The organism is Sporosarcina sp. FSL K6-6792 (assembly GCF_038004885.1).
In the GTDB taxonomy this organism is placed as follows: Bacteria; Bacillota; Bacilli; order Bacillales_A; family Planococcaceae; genus Sporosarcina; species Sporosarcina psychrophila.
Genome location: NZ_JBBOSA010000001.1, coordinates 1,822,937 through 1,839,577 on the forward strand (window position 1 = coordinate 1,822,937; position 16,641 = coordinate 1,839,577).

Below are 16,641 nucleotides of genomic sequence, written 5' to 3' on the forward strand. Positions count from 1 at the left end.
TTTCAAAAAAACAAAATAAGAGCACCGCCAAAAGGCAGTGCTCGTCTATGCTGGTATCTTAAATTGAAATACATTGCTCTCCCTGAATGAAATCCAGCAGCCTATCGACAAGCTTTTTTCATCGTTCTGTCATCTTTTGTACAAGTTATGCGTACGTTGAAGGGTAGACAATCGTTCAGACTAACATTTCCTTAGCAATCAATTCATAGGATTTCAGCTTATCTTGGAAATCGTAAGCAATCATGACAAGCATCACTTCATCCGCATTATATTCTTCTGCAATTTTTTCAATCTCAGCACGGACCTTTTTTGGCGTACCGACAATCATCCGTTTGCGATTTTCGATAACCCGTTGCTGTTCATAATGACTATATGGATAAGTGAGCGCTTTGTCGGGTGAAGGAGTTCCAACTGAGGGCATTCCCTGTTCAAGCATAACCATGGACAAATCAAGTGAAGAGATAATTCGCTCCGCTTCTTCTTCCGTTTCTGCACAGGCGAAGAAGACAGCAACTGCCTGCTTTGGCCTTTGCAAATATGCAGAAGGTTGGAATCTTTTGCGATAGTGATTCGCGTAAGAAGGGCCTCCTTCTCCGTTGATGAACTGTGCAAACATATACGGTAACCCTTTTTCTGCTGCGAGAAGTGCGGAACTTTGGCTTGATCCCAACATCCAAACTGGTGGTGCTTCTTCAATGATGGGCGTTGCTTTCAAGCCTTGATATATGTGCTCTGCTGGCATTGTGTCATTCAAATACATGAGCAGGTCATCCACTTGAATAGGGAATTTATTGACATCTCGGTAGTTCCCGTCATGCAGTGCATATGTCGCACGCGGCATTCCACCCGGTGCGCGGCCAACCCCAGCATCAATCCGTCCTGGAAAAAGTGCTTCAAGAAGTTTGAAGTTCTCAGCTACTTTATAAGCCGAGTAATGAGGCAACATTACACCACCTGACCCTAAACGGATTGAAGACGTAACAGATGCAAGATGTGAGATGAGTATTTCAGGTGATGACCCAGCAAGCGTCGTTGCGTCATGGTGTTCAGAAACCCAGAACCTTGTATAACCCCATTCCTCAGCTTTTTTTGCAAGTTGTGCTGTGTGTTTTAGCGATTCCACGGCGTTACTGCCTTCGGAAATCGGCGATTGGTCTAAAATGCTTAATTTTATGGACATAAAAGCCCCCCTATTATCATTCCCTCCATTTTACATGAAGTTTCCTATTTACATGGTGGGCATGCTCAGTATCAATGTTTGATAAAGTCATATTAAGGCAATGAGTACTATTAATGAAGCTGGAGGTAGCCTATGCCAAAAATTCTTTCTGTCAGTACTTTTAAACCACCTCATGAAGTGAAACAGCAACAAGCAGTTGAGTTAACCCGATCACTTTTCAGTGAGAAATATAATGATATTGAAAGGCTTTTAAAAGTCTTTCAAAATGGCGACATCGAAACGCGGAATGTCTGTATGCCTATCGAATGGTATGGAAAAGAGCATGACTTTGAAGAGCGCAATAATTTATACATTCAACATACTGTCGATTTCGGTGTACAAGCTGTGCTGTCATGTCTCAAAGGGGATGGCATGCTTGATGAACCGATTGAACCGTCAATGATTGACGCCATTTACTTCATCTCAAGCAGTGGGATTTCAACACCAAGCATTGAAGCACGTATTATGAATCGGCTTCCTTTTCGGGATGATACGAAACGTGTTCCTATTTGGGGGCTTGGTTGTGCTGGAGGGGCCGCTGGAATCAGCAGGGCGTATGAGTATTGCCTTGCCTTTCCGGAAGCGAATGTCCTTGTACTCTCTGCTGAATTATGCAGTTTGACGTTTCAGAAAGACGATTATTCAAAAAGTAATCTAGTAGGTGTCTCACTGTTTTCTGATGGGATTGCTTGCGCATTGGTTTCTGGGGATAAATCTTCGGTGAAGGTCAAAAATGCGATGCCCAAGATTATTGCAACCACGTCAAAACTGATGCCCGATTCTGAAAATGTTATGGGCTGGGATGTGAAAAACACTGGACTGTATGTTGTTTTCTCAAAAAGCATTCCAGCTATCATAACAAATTGGCTCGGACCTTTCGTCCATGAATTCCTCGGTGAGCACGGGCTAACAAAAGACGATATCACACACTTCGTCGCACATCCTGGTGGTAAAAAAATACTTGAAGCATATGAAACAGCACTAGGATTTGATCAAAACAAAACGGATATTTCGCGTGATGTATTGCGTCACAATGGGAATATGTCGTCCCCTACTATCCTTTACGTGTTAGAGAAGTTCATGGAAAGTGAACCTGCTGCCGGTGAGTATGGACTAATGGCTGCACTCGGCCCTGGATTTTGTGGTGAACTGCTGTTATTGAAATGGGAATGAGGTGTTTTACAGATGCTATTTGCCATTGTCATTTCAATCGTTATCTTACAGCGGCTTGTTGAACTTGTTGTTGCGAAACGCAATGAGCAATGGATGCGCAGCCGAGGGGCTTTCGAAGCGGGTGCCGCCCACTACCCCATTATGGTTGCCATGCATATAGCCTTTTTCATTTCCCTTCTTGCAGAAGTCACTCTGCTCGACAGGTCGCTGTCATCAATATGGATTATACTTCTCGTCATTTTTCTAACGGCGCAAGTAGCACGGATCTGGTGCCTTACTTCGCTCGGGAAGTTCTGGAATACAAAAATCATCATCTTACCAGGTGCAGACGTTGTACAGAAAGGCCCGTATAAATGGGTGCGCCATCCGAATTATGTAATTGTGACGACTGAGCTCTTGGTGCTTCCCCTTATGTTTGGTGCTTATTTAACAGCAATCATTTTCACATTGCTGAATGTTTGGATGTTATCCGTGCGGATTCCCGCAGAAGAGAAAGCATTGAAGGATGCGACGAATTATAGAGAAAAGTTTTCGCTGGACTAATATATTTGGCACTACTTATTAGAATTAACTAGGTCGTATACCTCACCCGTATAACGAACAAATCTAGCGAAGGAGCGACACTAATGATAGACAGCCCAATATCGCCGCATCCTGCAGGCACCGGAGCAATATAGACCAAGGAGGGATGCAGTTCATCCCTTTCTGACGGGCTTATTGCGTGAGGCCATCACCAAGCGACAAAGTGGTGTTGGAAGAACACTCTAATTGTTAAGTGCCGACTATATAATTAACGAATGCATTCGATACCTACTTTTCTAAAGAACAAAAGCGCAAGTGCCTGTTCAGGACCGACTTATGACCCGAGCTTCTAGGCGCTGGAGTCTGGACGTAAAATCTCTATGTTGCAGCTTATCCACAGTACGTGATCTTATGATTTTCTAAGCTACGATTAAAAAACGCTGAGCTTAACTAGTCAGCGTTTTCTTATTTCCTAGCTATCAAATAACTTTCAATCATGAAGAGATTAATATCTTCTACGCATGGATTTCATAACGAAACTAACAACAATCACTATGATAAGTGCTCCGACAATGGCAGGAACAATGTAAAAATCAGCTAATTTCGGACCCCAATTCCCTAGCAACCTACTTCCAATCCATGCACCAATGATACCAGCAATCACATTTCCTACGAGTCCACCCGGCATATCTTTACCTGCGACTAACCCCGCAAACCAACCGATGATTCCCCCAATAATTAAATATAATAACAGTCCCATACATTACATCCCCTTGTTATTTATTTTTAGTATATGAATTAATTATGATAACGATAAAAACCCATTTTTTATTAATCAACTAGAATGATTATAAAGCCTATAGAATACTTAGAAATTGCCCTGAATAATTGAAGAGACAAATGACATGTCGTTACTCCTCCCCATATTCATCAGTTCCTTTTCCTTACTCCAATGAAAAAGTTCAAATTTCGTATTCTCTATAAACTAATACGCTTAATAATTCTTGAATATACCTTTTCTCCATAACTCTTTCCACTCCATTTCACCATCGACTAATCCCATATTCTATTCTATCTTCTAGCATCCCTCCCATTACACTTGAATTGTATAAGCCGAAGATGATTTAAGCATTCTTTCTACTCCGCCAGGATGATAAAGCATAAAGCCATTCGCTGTCGGCAAATCTACCCACTTTATTTCTAAAATTTCTTCTTCGTCTTGAATCGAGCATTCCCCGGATACGATCGTTGCTTTAAATGTTAGAAATAAAGCGTGATGCCCTTTTGCATTAAAAAATGCTTCATTCACCGCCACGATACGGTCAACTTCAATTGTCAAACCTGTTTCTTCTTGGGCTTCACGAATAATTGCCAGCTCTAACGTTTCCCCATCTTCAACGTCACCGCCGGGAAGAGACCACCCGCTACCTTTGTTATTGACCATCAGTACTTTTTGCTCATCTTCTTTATAAATAAGTGCATAGACAACATTTACTCTTTTCATTTCTGACTTCCCCCCAATGTCCATTAACTACAACAGAATCCCCAAAACTACCCTTCATACATGCCTATATAGGGTATTTCCTTACCGTCTACTATTACAATATATGCGGGCGTATCCGTTATATATATCTTTGTTCCAACAGGTAATTTATTAGATGTACCACTTTTAAAGTTCCATGCTTTGTCCGTCTTTTTTATTATTTCTCCCACTTGCTCACCCAATTCATAAGATAATTCTTTTAGCCATTCTAGATCTTGAGCCTTCGAGTAGACGATACTATCTAAAACAAAAATATCCGCATCACTACTTCCAAGAAAATCTTTCGGTGTGGGATTTCCTTTATAAGCTTCTTGACAGCCTGATACTACCAATAGAAGGAAAGTTATAAAGAGTACTAATCGACCGATTTTCATGAATATACCTGCCTCCCTTATTCAAAAGTCTTATAAGTCAACATGCAATAAGCGAGTGATATGACAGGTAGAAAACCGTAAACAGGTCCAAGTGTAAATGAAACCCCGCCATTAACAAGCGACTAGTCCGAAGCGGTTTTGCTATCTAAATACGCTTTGTCGGCCTCTGAAATACCTTCATCATCTTGTGCAGATTTCTTTAAAAACTCCATAGTTTTTTTAAAAAGCCTCATACTTCATATGCTCTAAAATACATAATAACCTCCTATATTCGTCACAATATGGAACAACCCTACTACTAATACGTTGTTAATGTTCAAATGGTTCCATAATCTACAAATAATAGGACTTTGAATGTTCCCGCAAACTAATTCCTTCTATATTAATTTCAAAATAAGAAGGAGCACTCCCTAACAGGTGTGCCCCTTCTCATTTTACCCTTTTACCTTTTCATCCGTCAGATACGTCAATGTTTTCCCAGTAAACCCAAACAGAACTGTTAATATCGGAGACAACAGGCAAAAGAATGCGAATGGCAAGTACTCTACTGTAGAGACACCTAATACACCAGTGATGAAAATTCCGCAGACACTCCAGGGAACCAACGGGTTAACAACAGTACCTGCGTCCTCCATCACCCGACTTAAATTTTTGCCAGCGAGACCTACCTTTTCATATTGTGATTGAAAAGCTTGCCCTGTCAATAAAATCGATAAATACTGTTCGCCAATCAACACGTTAATACCAATGGCAGTTAATGCAGACGCCGCAATAACCGAAGACACTTTCCTCAAAAGACTTTCAATTTTCCCTAACAAACATTGGACAATTCCTAGTGTGAATAACAACCCGCCCATACTAAGCGCTAGCAAAACTAAACCGACTGTAAACAGCATACTTTGCATGCCACCTCCAGAAAGTAAAGCATCAATATCAGCAATACCTGTAGAAGAAACATAGCCACTGAATAAAATGTCTAACACTTCTGAAGCACTAGTACGTTGATGGAAATAGGATATGACAACTGCACTGAATGAACTTACTGCTAACGTCATGAGTGCCGGTACTTTCATTATCGTCAATATAAAAAGGACGATTAGCGGAATCACCGTATACCAATGGATCATCCCTGTCTGCAATAAACCTTCCTTAAAAAAGGAGATTTTATCAGTTTCAGTAAGTGAAACACTTGGAGAAAGAACGCCGAAGAATATTAGAGATAAGACAAAAGCAGGAATTGTCGTCCAGCCCATATTCCGTATATGTTCAAACAAATCGACGCCGACGATTGAAGAGGCTAGATTCGTCGTATCCGAGAGAGGCGACATTTTATCCCCAAAAAATGCTCCCGAAACGATTGCTCCAGCTGTTATCGCCATCGACAAGTCAAGTACAGTCGCCATGCCGATAAATGCAACTCCGACCGTCGCGACTGTTGTCAATGAACTGCCGATTGATATTCCGACAATTGACGTTACGACAAATACGATTGCGAAGAAAAAGGAAGGTGTAATGAGATTAAACCCTGCGTAAATCAACGATGGGATCGTTCCACTCATCATCCAGCTACTGATTAATATTCCGATGAAGAAAAATAGGAATACCGCACTCATACCAGCTCCGGCTCCTTCTACTAAGCCTCTTTCAAGCTTACGGTACGAAACTTTTTTAAGCAGACCATAGCACATCAATAACAATATAGAAAATAAAATTGGCATATGCGGAACTGATTTAAATTTAACGATACTGACACTGATCATTGTTACAATTACCGCGACAAGTGCTAACGCCTCTATGAATGTGGGTGAAATAACTTCCTTTATCCGAAACATGGTGAAATCCTCCTCGATGGTTTAAAACTATTTTTGGATACAAAAAAGCCCCTTCAATCCCTTGGAAAGGGACGAAGAAGCTCTCCGCGTTACCACCCTAATTGATGGACCAGTTCTGGACTGGCCATCCACTTCATTAGTTGTTGAGAAAATCGGATGGCGTACTTCATACATATTGCTGCCTGAATTCACACCTACCATTCAGTCTCTTGCTGCTGCTCACAATATGATTACTGGACCATCTCTCAAATATATTCAATTTTAATGATTATCTTTTGTACAAAAGTAATTGATTTGAATCTTATCACGTTTAGCGGGCATGTCAAGGAGTTTCGTAAAAAAATTAAGTGTTGCACGTTTCTCGAAATTCAGATAACAACCAACTTCTAAAGCAATTTAGAACTCAATAAGAACCCTCGAACAAGAAAAAATGGATATTATTGGTTGACAGTAAAAGTGTATTAAGGATATAATACAAATTGTAATGTGTATCAACCAATTAATACACATTGTTTGTAGGACAGGTGAATGTATTACGTGGCATTTCTTTGCGATTACTGTATAAATGCTTTAATACATAATATTGCTTTTCTAGACGCATTCTTTTATCGCAAAAGTATTAGACACTTAATACAGTCATCGTAACTAGTGTTTCGTCCATTAATTTTGCCAACACTGTATTATCCCCTTAGTACAGGTTAGGCGTAAAACCATTATGTTTTTTAGGAGTTGAGTTTATGGATATAAAGTTTAATAATCGTGATCCTGTTTATGTGCAAGTGATTCGGCAATTTAAAGAACAAATTGCAACAGGTTACTTTGAACCGGGTCAGGAGATTCCATCGAGAAGGGAACTCGCTAATCAGCTGAAAATTAATCCAAATACGGCGCAGCGAGCGTATAAAGAAATGGAGGAACAAGGGTTGATTTTTACGGAGGGGAATTTGCCAAGTCGCATTACGAGGGATGCGCAGATGCTCAAAATAGTAAGAGAAGAATTGATTTTAGAGGCTGTGGATACGTTTGTTCATTCGGTTCGATCCATCAATGTTCCTGTACACGAGGCTTTGGATTTAGTGAAGAATACGTATGAAAGGGAAAATAATTAAATGGGGGGATCTTTGTGATTGAAATAAAAAATATAACAAAAAAGTTCGGTAGGAAAAAAGTATTAAATGGCGTTTCTTTTACTGCTGAAAAAGGGAAAATCACTTGTCTAATTGGCATTAATGGTGTTGGGAAAACAACAATTATGAAAGCAATTATGGCTTTAACTCCTATTAATGGAGGTGAAATCCTCATTGATGGTGAAAAAATTCATAAAGGGAGTTATGAAAAAATCACCTTTATACCAGATACAATAACGATGTTACCGCAAATGCGAATACGGGACGCCTTTGTATTTATGACTGATTTTTACAACTCTTGGAATCAGGAACGTGCCACTGAACTGCTCCAGTTTTTCAAACTAAACGAAACGGATCGTATTTCTGAACTCTCAAAAGGCAATTCCGCAAAAGTGAACCTTATACTTGGTTTGGCAATGGATGTCGATTATGTCTTAATGGACGAACCATTTTCAGGAATTGATATATTTAGCCGTGAGCAAATTGCCAATGTATTTACGAGTCATTTAATTGAAAATCGTGGCGTTATTATCACGACACATGAAATTAATGATATCGAACATTTAATTGATAAAGTTGTTTTACTAGATGACGGCGTAGTTTTAAAAGAATTCGATACAGAAGATGTAAGAGAAAAAGAGGGGAAATCGGTAATCGATGTAATGAGAGAGGTGTATCAAGCATGAATCGTTATTTGAAGTTAGTCAATTTCGAAGTGAATCGATTTTTAAAGCTTTACCTCGTTTTACTTGGCATTACGATTCTTTCGCAAATCATTGGGGTGATTGTTCAATCACGGGCCTATTTAAATCGGGCAAATGAATTAATGTATAAGGATTTAATGACGAAGGACGAGTTTATCGAACAATATGGGAATATCTCTTTCTATAATTTTACTCAGGCAGCTTGGTTTCTGCTACCCATTATGCTTTGTGTTGTAGTATTAATAATCTATGTCTTTTTTATTTGGTATCGTGATTGGCTTGGAAAAAATACATTTAGTTATCGTTTACTCATGTTGCCAACAGCACGCATTACTATTTATTTTGCAAAGGCTACAACGATTTTACTCTTCGTTTTAGGTCTTGTTGCATTACAACTAGTATTATTGCCAGTTGAAAGTCAAGTTTTACAGTGGGTGGTACCAAGTGAGTTTCGTACCGATCTTTCGATTTATGAAATTACCAACCTCCACAATTTAAACGTATTATTGCCAAGCTTTTTTATAGAGTTTGTTCTTTATTATGCTGGTGGAATGCTAGCGGTGTGTATTGTTTTTACGGCGATTTTGTTTGAACGTTCTTTCCGTATTAAAGGGATTATTTATGGCGTTCTCTATTGTGTTGGTTCCCTTTTAATCTTCTTTGCACCTCTATTCGTTAATGGGTTAATCTTAAGAAATTATTTTTATCCAATAGAACTATTTTTCCTGGAACTAGTAGCAGGTCTTCTCGTTTTAGCTTGCGCCATTTGGATAGGTAATTTTCTACTAAAGAATAAAATAAGAGTTTGATGGGAGGTTACATAAGTGAAACGCTATTGGAAAATCATTTCGATTTGTTTGGCTACGTTAATTGTGATTGGAACTTTTTATATACAATCAAGTTTAGCTACAAATGAGCATTTAAAAATTGAATTTGAAAAAGTAAATGGCAATGAGGATGAGTTGAAAAATATAGTGTTATACGGTGATTATTTAGGAGATCGTCCCTATCAGTTTCAACCTTTACAAATTACAAGTGAAGAAACAATCAATCCAACTAATTTATCTTTTTCACAAAAAATATCAAGAACAGGTATTCCGATTGATCTTGAAGAATTGGTAGAAAAGCATAGGAGTTTTATGAGAAGTAAGGATTTAAGTCCGCATCTTTTTTTTGAAGACGAAAATTTAGTGGCATATGCCCATATGAATGATTTTAGCTTTGATATTGAAGTGTTAACTAAAAAAACGGACGAAATTACGTCAATCCAGTTGGATGTATCCGAAAAAGAAAATTACGGTTGGATGCAAGTTGAGGAAGTTCAAGTAATAAATAGTGAATTAAAGGTCATTACACGGGCTTCTCGTATAGGTGGTATAAATGAATTACTAGTCTATACATTTGATATGAAAAAGAAAAAACTTGTAAGTGATGACTCGATTGCTTCTATTCCGACGGTTGAGAATCGTTATTCTGATTTAAGAATCATAAATGATAATTATTCTATTCAGCGACAAAAATATCTTCTAATTAAAATCGAAGCTTTTGAAGATAATAAAATCTATAGAGAAGGTGAACCGAATTTAGTGGCGAATGAATTCATCGTTTACGATATAGAAACTAATCAATCGAAAAAAGTTGTTGCTTCTGATGAAAAACTTGTATCTTTAGGTGGTTCATCCGCTATCTATAATTCTACACTCTTTATTCCTTCACAGACAGATAATGGTATAGAGGTCAATCAATATGATATTGAAAGCGACAAATGGGGCAAAAAACTATCATTTGATTTAGTAGACACTAAGAATGATGAGGAGGCTCCTTACATTAAGGTAAGGAATGGAAAGTTCTATATTATTCATGCAACAACTAACGGGCATACCATTTTTATAGGCGATTTAATTACAGGGGAATCTCTATATGAAGGTAAGTTGAAAGTGAAAAACCAAGGAGAAGTTCAAATAAATTATCGTCTTTACTTTCATGGAATCGAGTATGTTCAATAAAAAAATAAAAGGGTAGTTTGGTCAACCACCTTTTAATTAGAAAGAGATGAGAATGACAGCATTATTGCTGTCATTCTCATCTCTTTCATTTTGAGTAACGGATTCTAACACAATTCAGGGTTCAATGGACCCCCTCAATAATATCAACGTTCACATGCATACCCATCTTTATTGCCATCCATTTTTTCTGAGTAAGCAGGATGCCCTTTTTTCACGCCATTCGGATACTTCTGACGTAGTTCCGTACAGTTTTTAAACACTTCCTTAGCACCAGATACAGGTTGTGTTTCAGGTTTCTTTTCTACATACGTTTCGCTGTCGAATCCGCGATTAGTCGCATAATCTTCAAGCGTCCAGATGCCGATTCCCGCTTTTTTGGCCTTCGCTTCTGCTCTCTTATAAGCATCGAGATGTCGTGTATTTGGTGGATAGACGTACGCCACGCGGGCGAGTCCTTCTTCCAGCAGTGTTTCCTGAACACTCACACCATCGATATAAATATAAGCTAGTAATCTATCGTATTTGTCCGTTTTGCCACCGATATCAAATTCAATTTCGAGTTTCCCGCTGTTCATCAGCTCACGATTGCGCTCTTTTGCTTTCTCGCCAAAAGGCTGCTTTCCGAGACGTGGATGATTCGTTTCCGGTGTATCAATTAGTAAATACCGGACATTCTGTTCTTTACCTTCATACATAATTTTTATCGTATCGCCGTCAATCGTTTTCACAAGCTCCACCGGGATTAGACCGGCTCGGCTCGGTTCTGCTTCCTGTTCAGGAAAGAAAATATTGTACACAATCAACGCGAGTAAGACGACACCGATACTCACAATGCCTGCTGGTTTTTTCAGTAAGGTGCTAGTATTCTTTTTGTTTTGTTTCATGTATCCGTCATCCTTTTACTAGTTCATTAGTTATAACATTCTTATGTTACCAGTTCTGCAACCAAATGAAAACAGCCGCCACCTAAGTGACGACCGCTTCACTTTCAATCCATCAAAAGATTTTACGTTCCCAATGCCTGTGCTCAGCGACCGCGGCGATAAACTCGCTGTTGAAATCTGCTACGTCAGACAGTACTATGCCTAGACCTTCTTCTGCATCTGAAGCCTCGAAGAAAGGCTTGCCGGTTGTGGCGATACCGATTGGTTTATAGTGTTGAAAAGCTTCGTTGATAAAATTGACGATATCTTTCTTAAGTTTCCTTGGATTATCCGCCTCGCCTCCGACGACGTATAGCCCATCATACAAAACGGAATGGATAGTGAGAAATGTTTCCGTCACTTCGACTGCCAGTTTATCTTCACCATAAACGAAACCGAACTTCTCGCCGATGATATCCACAGTCATTCCTGCTTCTACGCAGGCTTTGACAACCGCTTCTACTTCGCCGCCATTAAATTTTTCACCAATGAGAATTGCGATTTTTCGTGTAGCCGGCGATTTCACCGTTAATTCCTGACTAAGGGCTGGTGACGATTCGGTCACATCCGATTCCTTGCCCTTGGGATGCTTGACGCCTACCGCTTCAGCAATAGCCGTTGCCAGGCCTTTATCGACATTGACAAACATATCCACGACTTGCTGTTTGACATTCTTATCTTTTACTTTACCGACTTCAAAACTGAACGCATCGACAATATGCTTTTTCTCGGGCAATGTCATACTGTTCCAGAAAAGACGTGCTTGCGAGAAATGGTCACTGAAAGAATTACTGCGTGCTTGAATTTTGCGTCCTTCCACTTTCTCCTGATAGTGGACGAAACCGCCTTCTTCTTCGGTAGATGTTGTCGGTGTATTGTTTGCCAATGAATTTTTATGATAGCTGACCTGCCCCACATTGATTGCCTGTCTGCCATAGCCATCACGCTGATTGTTATGGATTGGACACACTGGACGGTTAATCGGCAACTCATGGAAGTTCGGTCCGCCAAGGCGGATGAGTTGCGTATCCGTATATGAAAACAAGCGACCTTGCAGCAATGGATCATTTGAGAAATCAATCCCGGGAACAACACTTCCCGGATGGAATGCGACTTGTTCCGTTTCCGCAAATACATTATCGACATTGCGGTTCAACGTCATTTTCCCTATGATTTTGACAGGTACTTTCTCTTCCGGCCATAGCTTAGTCGGATCCAGGATATCAAAATCAAACATGAATTCATCTTTTTCCTCAATCAATTGGACGCCGAATTCAAATTCGACGAAGTCCCCTTTTTCAATGGACTCCCAAAGGTCCCGGCGATGAAAATCCGGATCTTTCCCGGCGATCTTCTGCGCTTCATCCCAAACAAGGGAGTGAACGCCGAGTTTCGGTTTCCAGTGGAATTTCACAAAATGCGCTTTCCCTTCAGCGTTCACCAAACGGTATGTATGAACCCCGAATCCTTCCATCATCCTGAAACTCCGAGGAATCGCGCGATCGGACATATGCCACATGATCATATGCGCAGACTCCTGGTTACTTACAACGAAATCCCAAAAAGTATCATGTGCAGAAGCCGCCTGCGGCATTTCATTATGCGGTTCAGGTTTTACGGCATGGATAAGATCCGGGAATTTGATGGCATCCTGGATGAAGAAAACTGGCATATTATTACCCACTAAATCATAGTTTCCTTCTTCGGTATAGAATTTCACCGCAAATCCGCGTACATCGCGTACTGTTTCTGCCGATCCCTTGCTACCGGCTACGGTGGAAATCCGTGTGAATACCGGTGTTTTCAAACCTGGCTCCTGCAGGAAAGCCGCTTTAGTATAGTCTTTCATCGATTCATATAATTCGAATTCACCGTGGGCCGCGTAGCCTCTAGCGTGAACGACTCTTTCAGGAATCCGTTCATGGTCAAAATGGGTCATCTTCTCACGGAAATGGAAGTCCTCCATCAATGTCGGGCCACGCAATCCCGCTTTCAAGGAATGTTCGTCCTCTGACACGTTAAGTCCTTGGTTCGTCGTCATCTTTTTACCCGCATCATGTGAACGGAACGTCTCTAACTGCCTATTCTTTTCATCACTATGTTTGTTGTCCAATGTCGTTTCCTCCATTCGGAATTTTAGTAGTCTACTACTCTATTCCCAATTGGACTCAACTCAAACGGACAAATTTAGTAAATACTACTTCCCACCAGGTAGCCAAGAAATGCAAGGCCGATTCCCGATATATATATAAGCAGAAGATAGAGTACCGCATTCCTTTTCCTACCGTTTCCCCACATGACTAACAGCTCTTTATTCAAAGTGGAAAATGTCGTCAGCGCCCCTGCGAAACCGGAGGCGAACAGGATAGTCGCCCATAAAGGTAGTTCTAGCCCGAAAATGACTCCAATCAGCAGAGACCCTGCCAGATTGACGAGCAATGTCCCAGCTGGAAACCCATCCTGCTTATTCATCTTTGCTGAAATATAATACCGAATGACTGCACCGGAAAAGCCTCCGATTCCAATCATCAATAAATCCACGAAAGTCATGTACGTACCTTCTTCCTGCCTAGATGAAAGCCGAGCGCCCCGGCAGTAAGTCCGCCGATTATACTAAGAATGATATACAATCCAGCCAAGATAATTTGACCTTTTTCTATCAGTAATACAGTCTCCATGCTTAACGCTGAAAACGTTGTAAATGAACCAAGAAAACCCGTCGTTACAATATCTTGCAATTGTTTATCCGCTGCTAGTTTGCGAAAAGCTCCTGCTACAATAAAACATAGCAAAAACGTACCCACAATATTTACACCTAGCGTCGAAAAGGGAAATCCTGAATCGTTGGAAACGACATGGCCAATCGCCACGCGTATAATTGCTCCTGCCGCTCCTGCCAATCCAATCCATAAGAGCTTTTTCATAGGGCAACTTTCTCAAGTAACCTAAGGGAAAGAACCGTTGCAAGATCAAGCCTTTTCTCGATTTTACCAAATTGGATATGAATTTCATCACCATCACGCCGTGTGACTTCACCCTGCCCGAATACACGGTGTTTGACCGCTGTTCCAACCGCTAGCTCGTCACTATCTTGAATACCATCAGGATTTAGTGCAATCGACGCTTTCCTAATCTTCACTGGCTTCTGCTCTTTGTTCGCTTCACCCGGTTTCAAAAGAAGGCCCCTTACTTCATTCAGAAACCTAGAATCTTCTTTTGGCTTCCCTTCGTCCTGACCATATGACAGCAATTCAAGTCGGTTTTTCGCACGTGTCATCCCGACGTAGAAGAGCCTACGCGCTTCTTCCAACATCGCTACATCACTCTCATCTTCCTCTGATGGAATAACCCCTTTTAGTAAATCAATCATGAACACACGCCGGAACTCAAGCCCTTTCGCACTGTGAAATGTCGATAACGTCACTGCATTTTCAGGTGCATTGAATTTCGCATTTTTTACTGCCTGTTCAAGTTCTTTCAAACGCGTCGCAAATTCCACCATCGTTCGGAGTTGTGATGCAATTCCTTCAAGTGTATCTAAAATGCTAAGCAGGCTTTCAAAACGGAATCCAAACTTTTCAGCTCTACTTTTAAGCGCCGCCTCATACCCAAAATCATTCCGAATCAGTTGAATCACTCGTTCCGGACGCATCTCTGGAATCACAGCGTATCCTTTTTTATAGTCAGCTAACTTTTTGACTTGACTGTCTTTCATTTCAACCGTTTGAATAAATGCATCGAATACATTCCCCGTTGTTGCAGTATTTTCAAACTGGGTGAGCATGTTTCGTGAAATAAAAGCATTCATTTTCATGATGATCTTCGCAAATATATCTTTCCGTTCCATATTAAAACTAAGACGCATAAAGTTCAAAATATCCTCGACAATCCAATGTGTGAAAAACTTGTCATCTGCATCCTTCATATAAAATGGGATGCCTCGCCTATGTAGTTCGCTCACGAACATCGTTGACGATGAATTGTTCCTGAACAAAATAGCAATCTCATTCAAATTCTTCTCGTTCAACAGCTCATATGTTACGTATTCTAATTGCTGTTTCGGGCTAGTAAGCTGTTTAATATAAATTGGCTCGATCTTGCCGTTTTCCGTATGCATGTCTTTTGGATAGCGCTTTTTGTTCCGTTTGATGAACTTCGAAGACATCTCCACAATTTCTTTTGACGAACGGTAATTACGCTCCATCATCAGCACTTGAGCATCCGGATAGACACTCTTGAAATCAAGAAGATAATCCGGCTCCGCCCCGCGCCACGTATAGATCGACTGGTCATCATCAGCAACCACACAAAGATTGCCGTGATGCGCCACAAGATGCTCCACAATTTTATGTTGAACAAGGGACGTGTCCTGGCTTTCGTCGGTTAGGAGGTAGTCGTAGAGGTTTCGAAAGTGCTCGCTAAGTTGTTCATCTTCTCGAAGTGCCTGTTCCGCAATTGTCAGCATATCATCAAAATCAAGAAGCAGGTGACCACTTGTACGCGTCTTATACTGCTCGTATTTCCTGGCAATGCGTCCTGCCTTATCAACAGGCCCTTCAAGCTCCTCCCATTTTCCGAGTGGGATCATACGGTTTTTAATCCCACTGATGAATGTCGAAAGAGACGACAGTTCGTCATCCGTGCAATCCTCTTTCAATACGTCTTTATATATGCCTTTCAATAAAAATGCCTTATTGATAGACTGACGCCCTGTTTTACTTCCTTCAATCAGCTCGTATGTTGTGCCTATTTTCTCTAAGTAGCTACGCGCAATCATAAATGCCAAACTATGGATTGTGGAAAAGTCCACGCGGGCACTGTGCGGGAAAAACCTTGTGAAACGCTCCGTCATATCTCGCGCAGATGCCCGGCTAAATGTAATTGCTTTAATACGCTTCGGATTGACGTTCTTTTCTTCAATCAAATATCCGATTCGCATGATCATTGTCGTCGTTTTCCCTGATCCAGGGCATGCTAAAAGCAAAAGCGGGCCATCTGTTTGCAGCACTGCTTTCTTTTGCACTTCATTCAAATCTATATTCAATTCTTTCTTTTTTCGTTCAAAAAAATCATTCATTTTACCGTAACTCCTTTTACTTACACTGTACTTAATTTACCATACGAACGCCTATTTGTAGAGGAATCAAACATCATTCATATCAAAAAACCTCCCCTGAGTAAGCAAAGGTGACGGTTACCATAATTTAGTCGAATATAA

16 protein-coding genes are annotated in these 16,641 nt (G+C 40.5%); 6 read left to right on the top strand and 10 right to left on the bottom strand.

Annotated features, from left to right (window positions below; all coding sequences use genetic code 11):
• Window positions 1–175: 175 nt before the first annotated feature.
• Window positions 176–1,180, bottom strand: a complete 1,005-nt coding sequence (locus tag MKZ26_RS08705; RefSeq protein WP_340765810.1) for an LLM class flavin-dependent oxidoreductase — start codon at window positions 1,178–1,180, stop codon at window positions 176–178.
• 132 nt (window positions 1,181–1,312) lie between these two features.
• Here MKZ26_RS08705 and MKZ26_RS08710 point away from each other — a divergent pair, with 132 nt between their 5' ends.
• Both MKZ26_RS08710 and MKZ26_RS08715 read left to right on the top strand, forming a co-directional pair.
• Window positions 1,313–2,392 (top strand): type III polyketide synthase, encoded by a 1,080-nt coding sequence (locus tag MKZ26_RS08710; RefSeq protein ID WP_340765813.1) that lies wholly within the window; start codon window positions 1,313–1,315, stop codon window positions 2,390–2,392.
• A 12-nt stretch (window positions 2,393–2,404) separates the two neighbouring features.
• Window positions 2,405–2,935, top strand: coding sequence for an isoprenylcysteine carboxyl methyltransferase family protein (locus tag MKZ26_RS08715; RefSeq protein ID WP_340765815.1), 531 nt, complete (start codon window positions 2,405–2,407; stop codon window positions 2,933–2,935).
• A gap of 484 nt (window positions 2,936–3,419) precedes the next feature.
• Here MKZ26_RS08715 and MKZ26_RS08720 read toward each other — a convergent pair whose 3' ends face one another.
• The 4 genes from MKZ26_RS08720 to nhaC form a co-directional block, all read right to left on the bottom strand.
• Window positions 3,420–3,674 carry a GlsB/YeaQ/YmgE family stress response membrane protein gene (locus MKZ26_RS08720; RefSeq protein ID WP_067206657.1) on the bottom strand — a complete coding sequence of 85 codons (255 nt, stop codon included), beginning with the start codon at window positions 3,672–3,674 and terminating at the stop codon, window positions 3,420–3,422.
• A gap of 333 nt (window positions 3,675–4,007) precedes the next feature.
• A complete protein-coding gene (locus MKZ26_RS08725) occupies window positions 4,008–4,418 on the bottom strand; it encodes an NUDIX hydrolase (RefSeq protein ID WP_340765817.1) in 411 nt (136 codons plus the stop codon).
• A gap of 47 nt (window positions 4,419–4,465) precedes the next feature.
• On the bottom strand, window positions 4,466–4,831 hold the full coding sequence (locus MKZ26_RS08730; protein ID WP_340765818.1) for a hypothetical protein: 366 nt from the start codon (window positions 4,829–4,831) through the stop codon (window positions 4,466–4,468).
• Window positions 4,832–5,265: 434 nt separating this feature from the next.
• Window positions 5,266–6,663, bottom strand: a complete 1,398-nt coding sequence (gene nhaC, locus MKZ26_RS08735; protein WP_340765820.1) for a Na+/H+ antiporter NhaC — start codon at window positions 6,661–6,663, stop codon at window positions 5,266–5,268.
• Between the two features lie 737 nt (window positions 6,664–7,400).
• Here nhaC and MKZ26_RS08740 point away from each other — a divergent pair.
• From MKZ26_RS08740 to MKZ26_RS08755, 4 genes are read left to right on the top strand one after another with little or no spacing between them, the layout of a single operon-like run.
• A complete protein-coding gene (locus MKZ26_RS08740) occupies window positions 7,401–7,772 on the top strand; it encodes a GntR family transcriptional regulator (RefSeq protein WP_067206645.1) in 372 nt (123 codons plus the stop codon).
• 14 nt (window positions 7,773–7,786) lie between these two features.
• Complete coding sequence (locus tag MKZ26_RS08745) at window positions 7,787–8,476, top strand: ABC transporter ATP-binding protein (RefSeq protein ID WP_340765821.1); 690 nt, start codon at window positions 7,787–7,789, stop codon at window positions 8,474–8,476.
• Entirely contained in the window at window positions 8,473–9,303 is an 831-nt protein-coding gene (locus MKZ26_RS08750; RefSeq protein ID WP_340765822.1) for a hypothetical protein, read from the top strand. Before MKZ26_RS08745 ends, MKZ26_RS08750 begins: the two co-directional genes overlap by 4 nt.
• Before the next feature lie 15 nt (window positions 9,304–9,318).
• Window positions 9,319–10,500, top strand: coding sequence for a hypothetical protein (locus tag MKZ26_RS08755; RefSeq protein ID WP_340765823.1), 1,182 nt, complete (start codon window positions 9,319–9,321; stop codon window positions 10,498–10,500).
• A 143-nt stretch (window positions 10,501–10,643) separates the two neighbouring features.
• On the opposite strand, the gene MKZ26_RS08760 is transcribed toward MKZ26_RS08755, so the two are convergent.
• The 5 genes from MKZ26_RS08760 to MKZ26_RS08780 form a co-directional block, all read right to left on the bottom strand.
• Entirely contained in the window at window positions 10,644–11,384 is a 741-nt protein-coding gene (locus MKZ26_RS08760) for a thermonuclease family protein (RefSeq protein WP_340765824.1), read from the bottom strand.
• A 112-nt stretch (window positions 11,385–11,496) separates the two neighbouring features.
• Window positions 11,497–13,536: a catalase gene (locus MKZ26_RS08765; RefSeq protein ID WP_340765825.1), complete on the bottom strand. Its 2,040-nt coding sequence runs from the start codon at window positions 13,534–13,536 to the stop codon at window positions 11,497–11,499.
• Window positions 13,537–13,610: 74 nt separating this feature from the next.
• Window positions 13,611–13,973, bottom strand: a complete 363-nt coding sequence (locus tag MKZ26_RS08770; RefSeq protein WP_340765826.1) for a fluoride efflux transporter FluC — start codon at window positions 13,971–13,973, stop codon at window positions 13,611–13,613.
• Complete coding sequence (locus tag MKZ26_RS08775; RefSeq protein WP_340765827.1) at window positions 13,970–14,347, bottom strand: fluoride efflux transporter FluC; 378 nt, start codon at window positions 14,345–14,347, stop codon at window positions 13,970–13,972. Before MKZ26_RS08775 ends, MKZ26_RS08770 begins: the two co-directional genes overlap by 4 nt.
• Window positions 14,344–16,500 (bottom strand): ATP-dependent helicase, encoded by a 2,157-nt coding sequence (locus MKZ26_RS08780; RefSeq protein ID WP_340765828.1) that lies wholly within the window; start codon window positions 16,498–16,500, stop codon window positions 14,344–14,346. Before MKZ26_RS08780 ends, MKZ26_RS08775 begins: the two co-directional genes overlap by 4 nt.
• Window positions 16,501–16,641 lie beyond the last annotated feature (141 nt).

Excerpts from the sequence above, each read along its gene's own strand:
- MKZ26_RS08705 (WP_340765810.1), bottom strand. The coding sequence starts at position 1,180 with ATGTCCATAAAATTAAGCATTTTAGACCAATCGCCGATTTCCGAAGGC.
- MKZ26_RS08710 (WP_340765813.1), top strand. The coding sequence starts at position 1,313 with ATGCCAAAAATTCTTTCTGTCAGTACTTTTAAACCACCTCATGAAGTG.
- MKZ26_RS08715 (WP_340765815.1), top strand. The coding sequence starts at position 2,405 with ATGCTATTTGCCATTGTCATTTCAATCGTTATCTTACAGCGGCTTGTT.
- MKZ26_RS08720 (WP_067206657.1), bottom strand. The coding sequence starts at position 3,674 with ATGGGACTGTTATTATATTTAATTATTGGGGGAATCATCGGTTGGTTT.
- MKZ26_RS08725 (WP_340765817.1), bottom strand. The coding sequence starts at position 4,418 with ATGAAAAGAGTAAATGTTGTCTATGCACTTATTTATAAAGAAGATGAG.
- MKZ26_RS08730 (WP_340765818.1), bottom strand. The coding sequence starts at position 4,831 with ATGAAAATCGGTCGATTAGTACTCTTTATAACTTTCCTTCTATTGGTA.
- nhaC (WP_340765820.1), bottom strand. The coding sequence starts at position 6,663 with ATGTTTCGGATAAAGGAAGTTATTTCACCCACATTCATAGAGGCGTTA.
- MKZ26_RS08740 (WP_067206645.1), top strand. The coding sequence starts at position 7,401 with ATGGATATAAAGTTTAATAATCGTGATCCTGTTTATGTGCAAGTGATT.
- MKZ26_RS08750 (WP_340765822.1), top strand. The coding sequence starts at position 8,473 with ATGAATCGTTATTTGAAGTTAGTCAATTTCGAAGTGAATCGATTTTTA.
- MKZ26_RS08760 (WP_340765824.1), bottom strand. The coding sequence starts at position 11,384 with ATGAAACAAAACAAAAAGAATACTAGCACCTTACTGAAAAAACCAGCA.
- MKZ26_RS08770 (WP_340765826.1), bottom strand. The coding sequence starts at position 13,973 with ATGACTTTCGTGGATTTATTGATGATTGGAATCGGAGGCTTTTCCGGT.
- MKZ26_RS08775 (WP_340765827.1), bottom strand. The coding sequence starts at position 14,347 with ATGAAAAAGCTCTTATGGATTGGATTGGCAGGAGCGGCAGGAGCAATT.
- MKZ26_RS08780 (WP_340765828.1), bottom strand. The coding sequence starts at position 16,500 with ATGAATGATTTTTTTGAACGAAAAAAGAAAGAATTGAATATAGATTTG.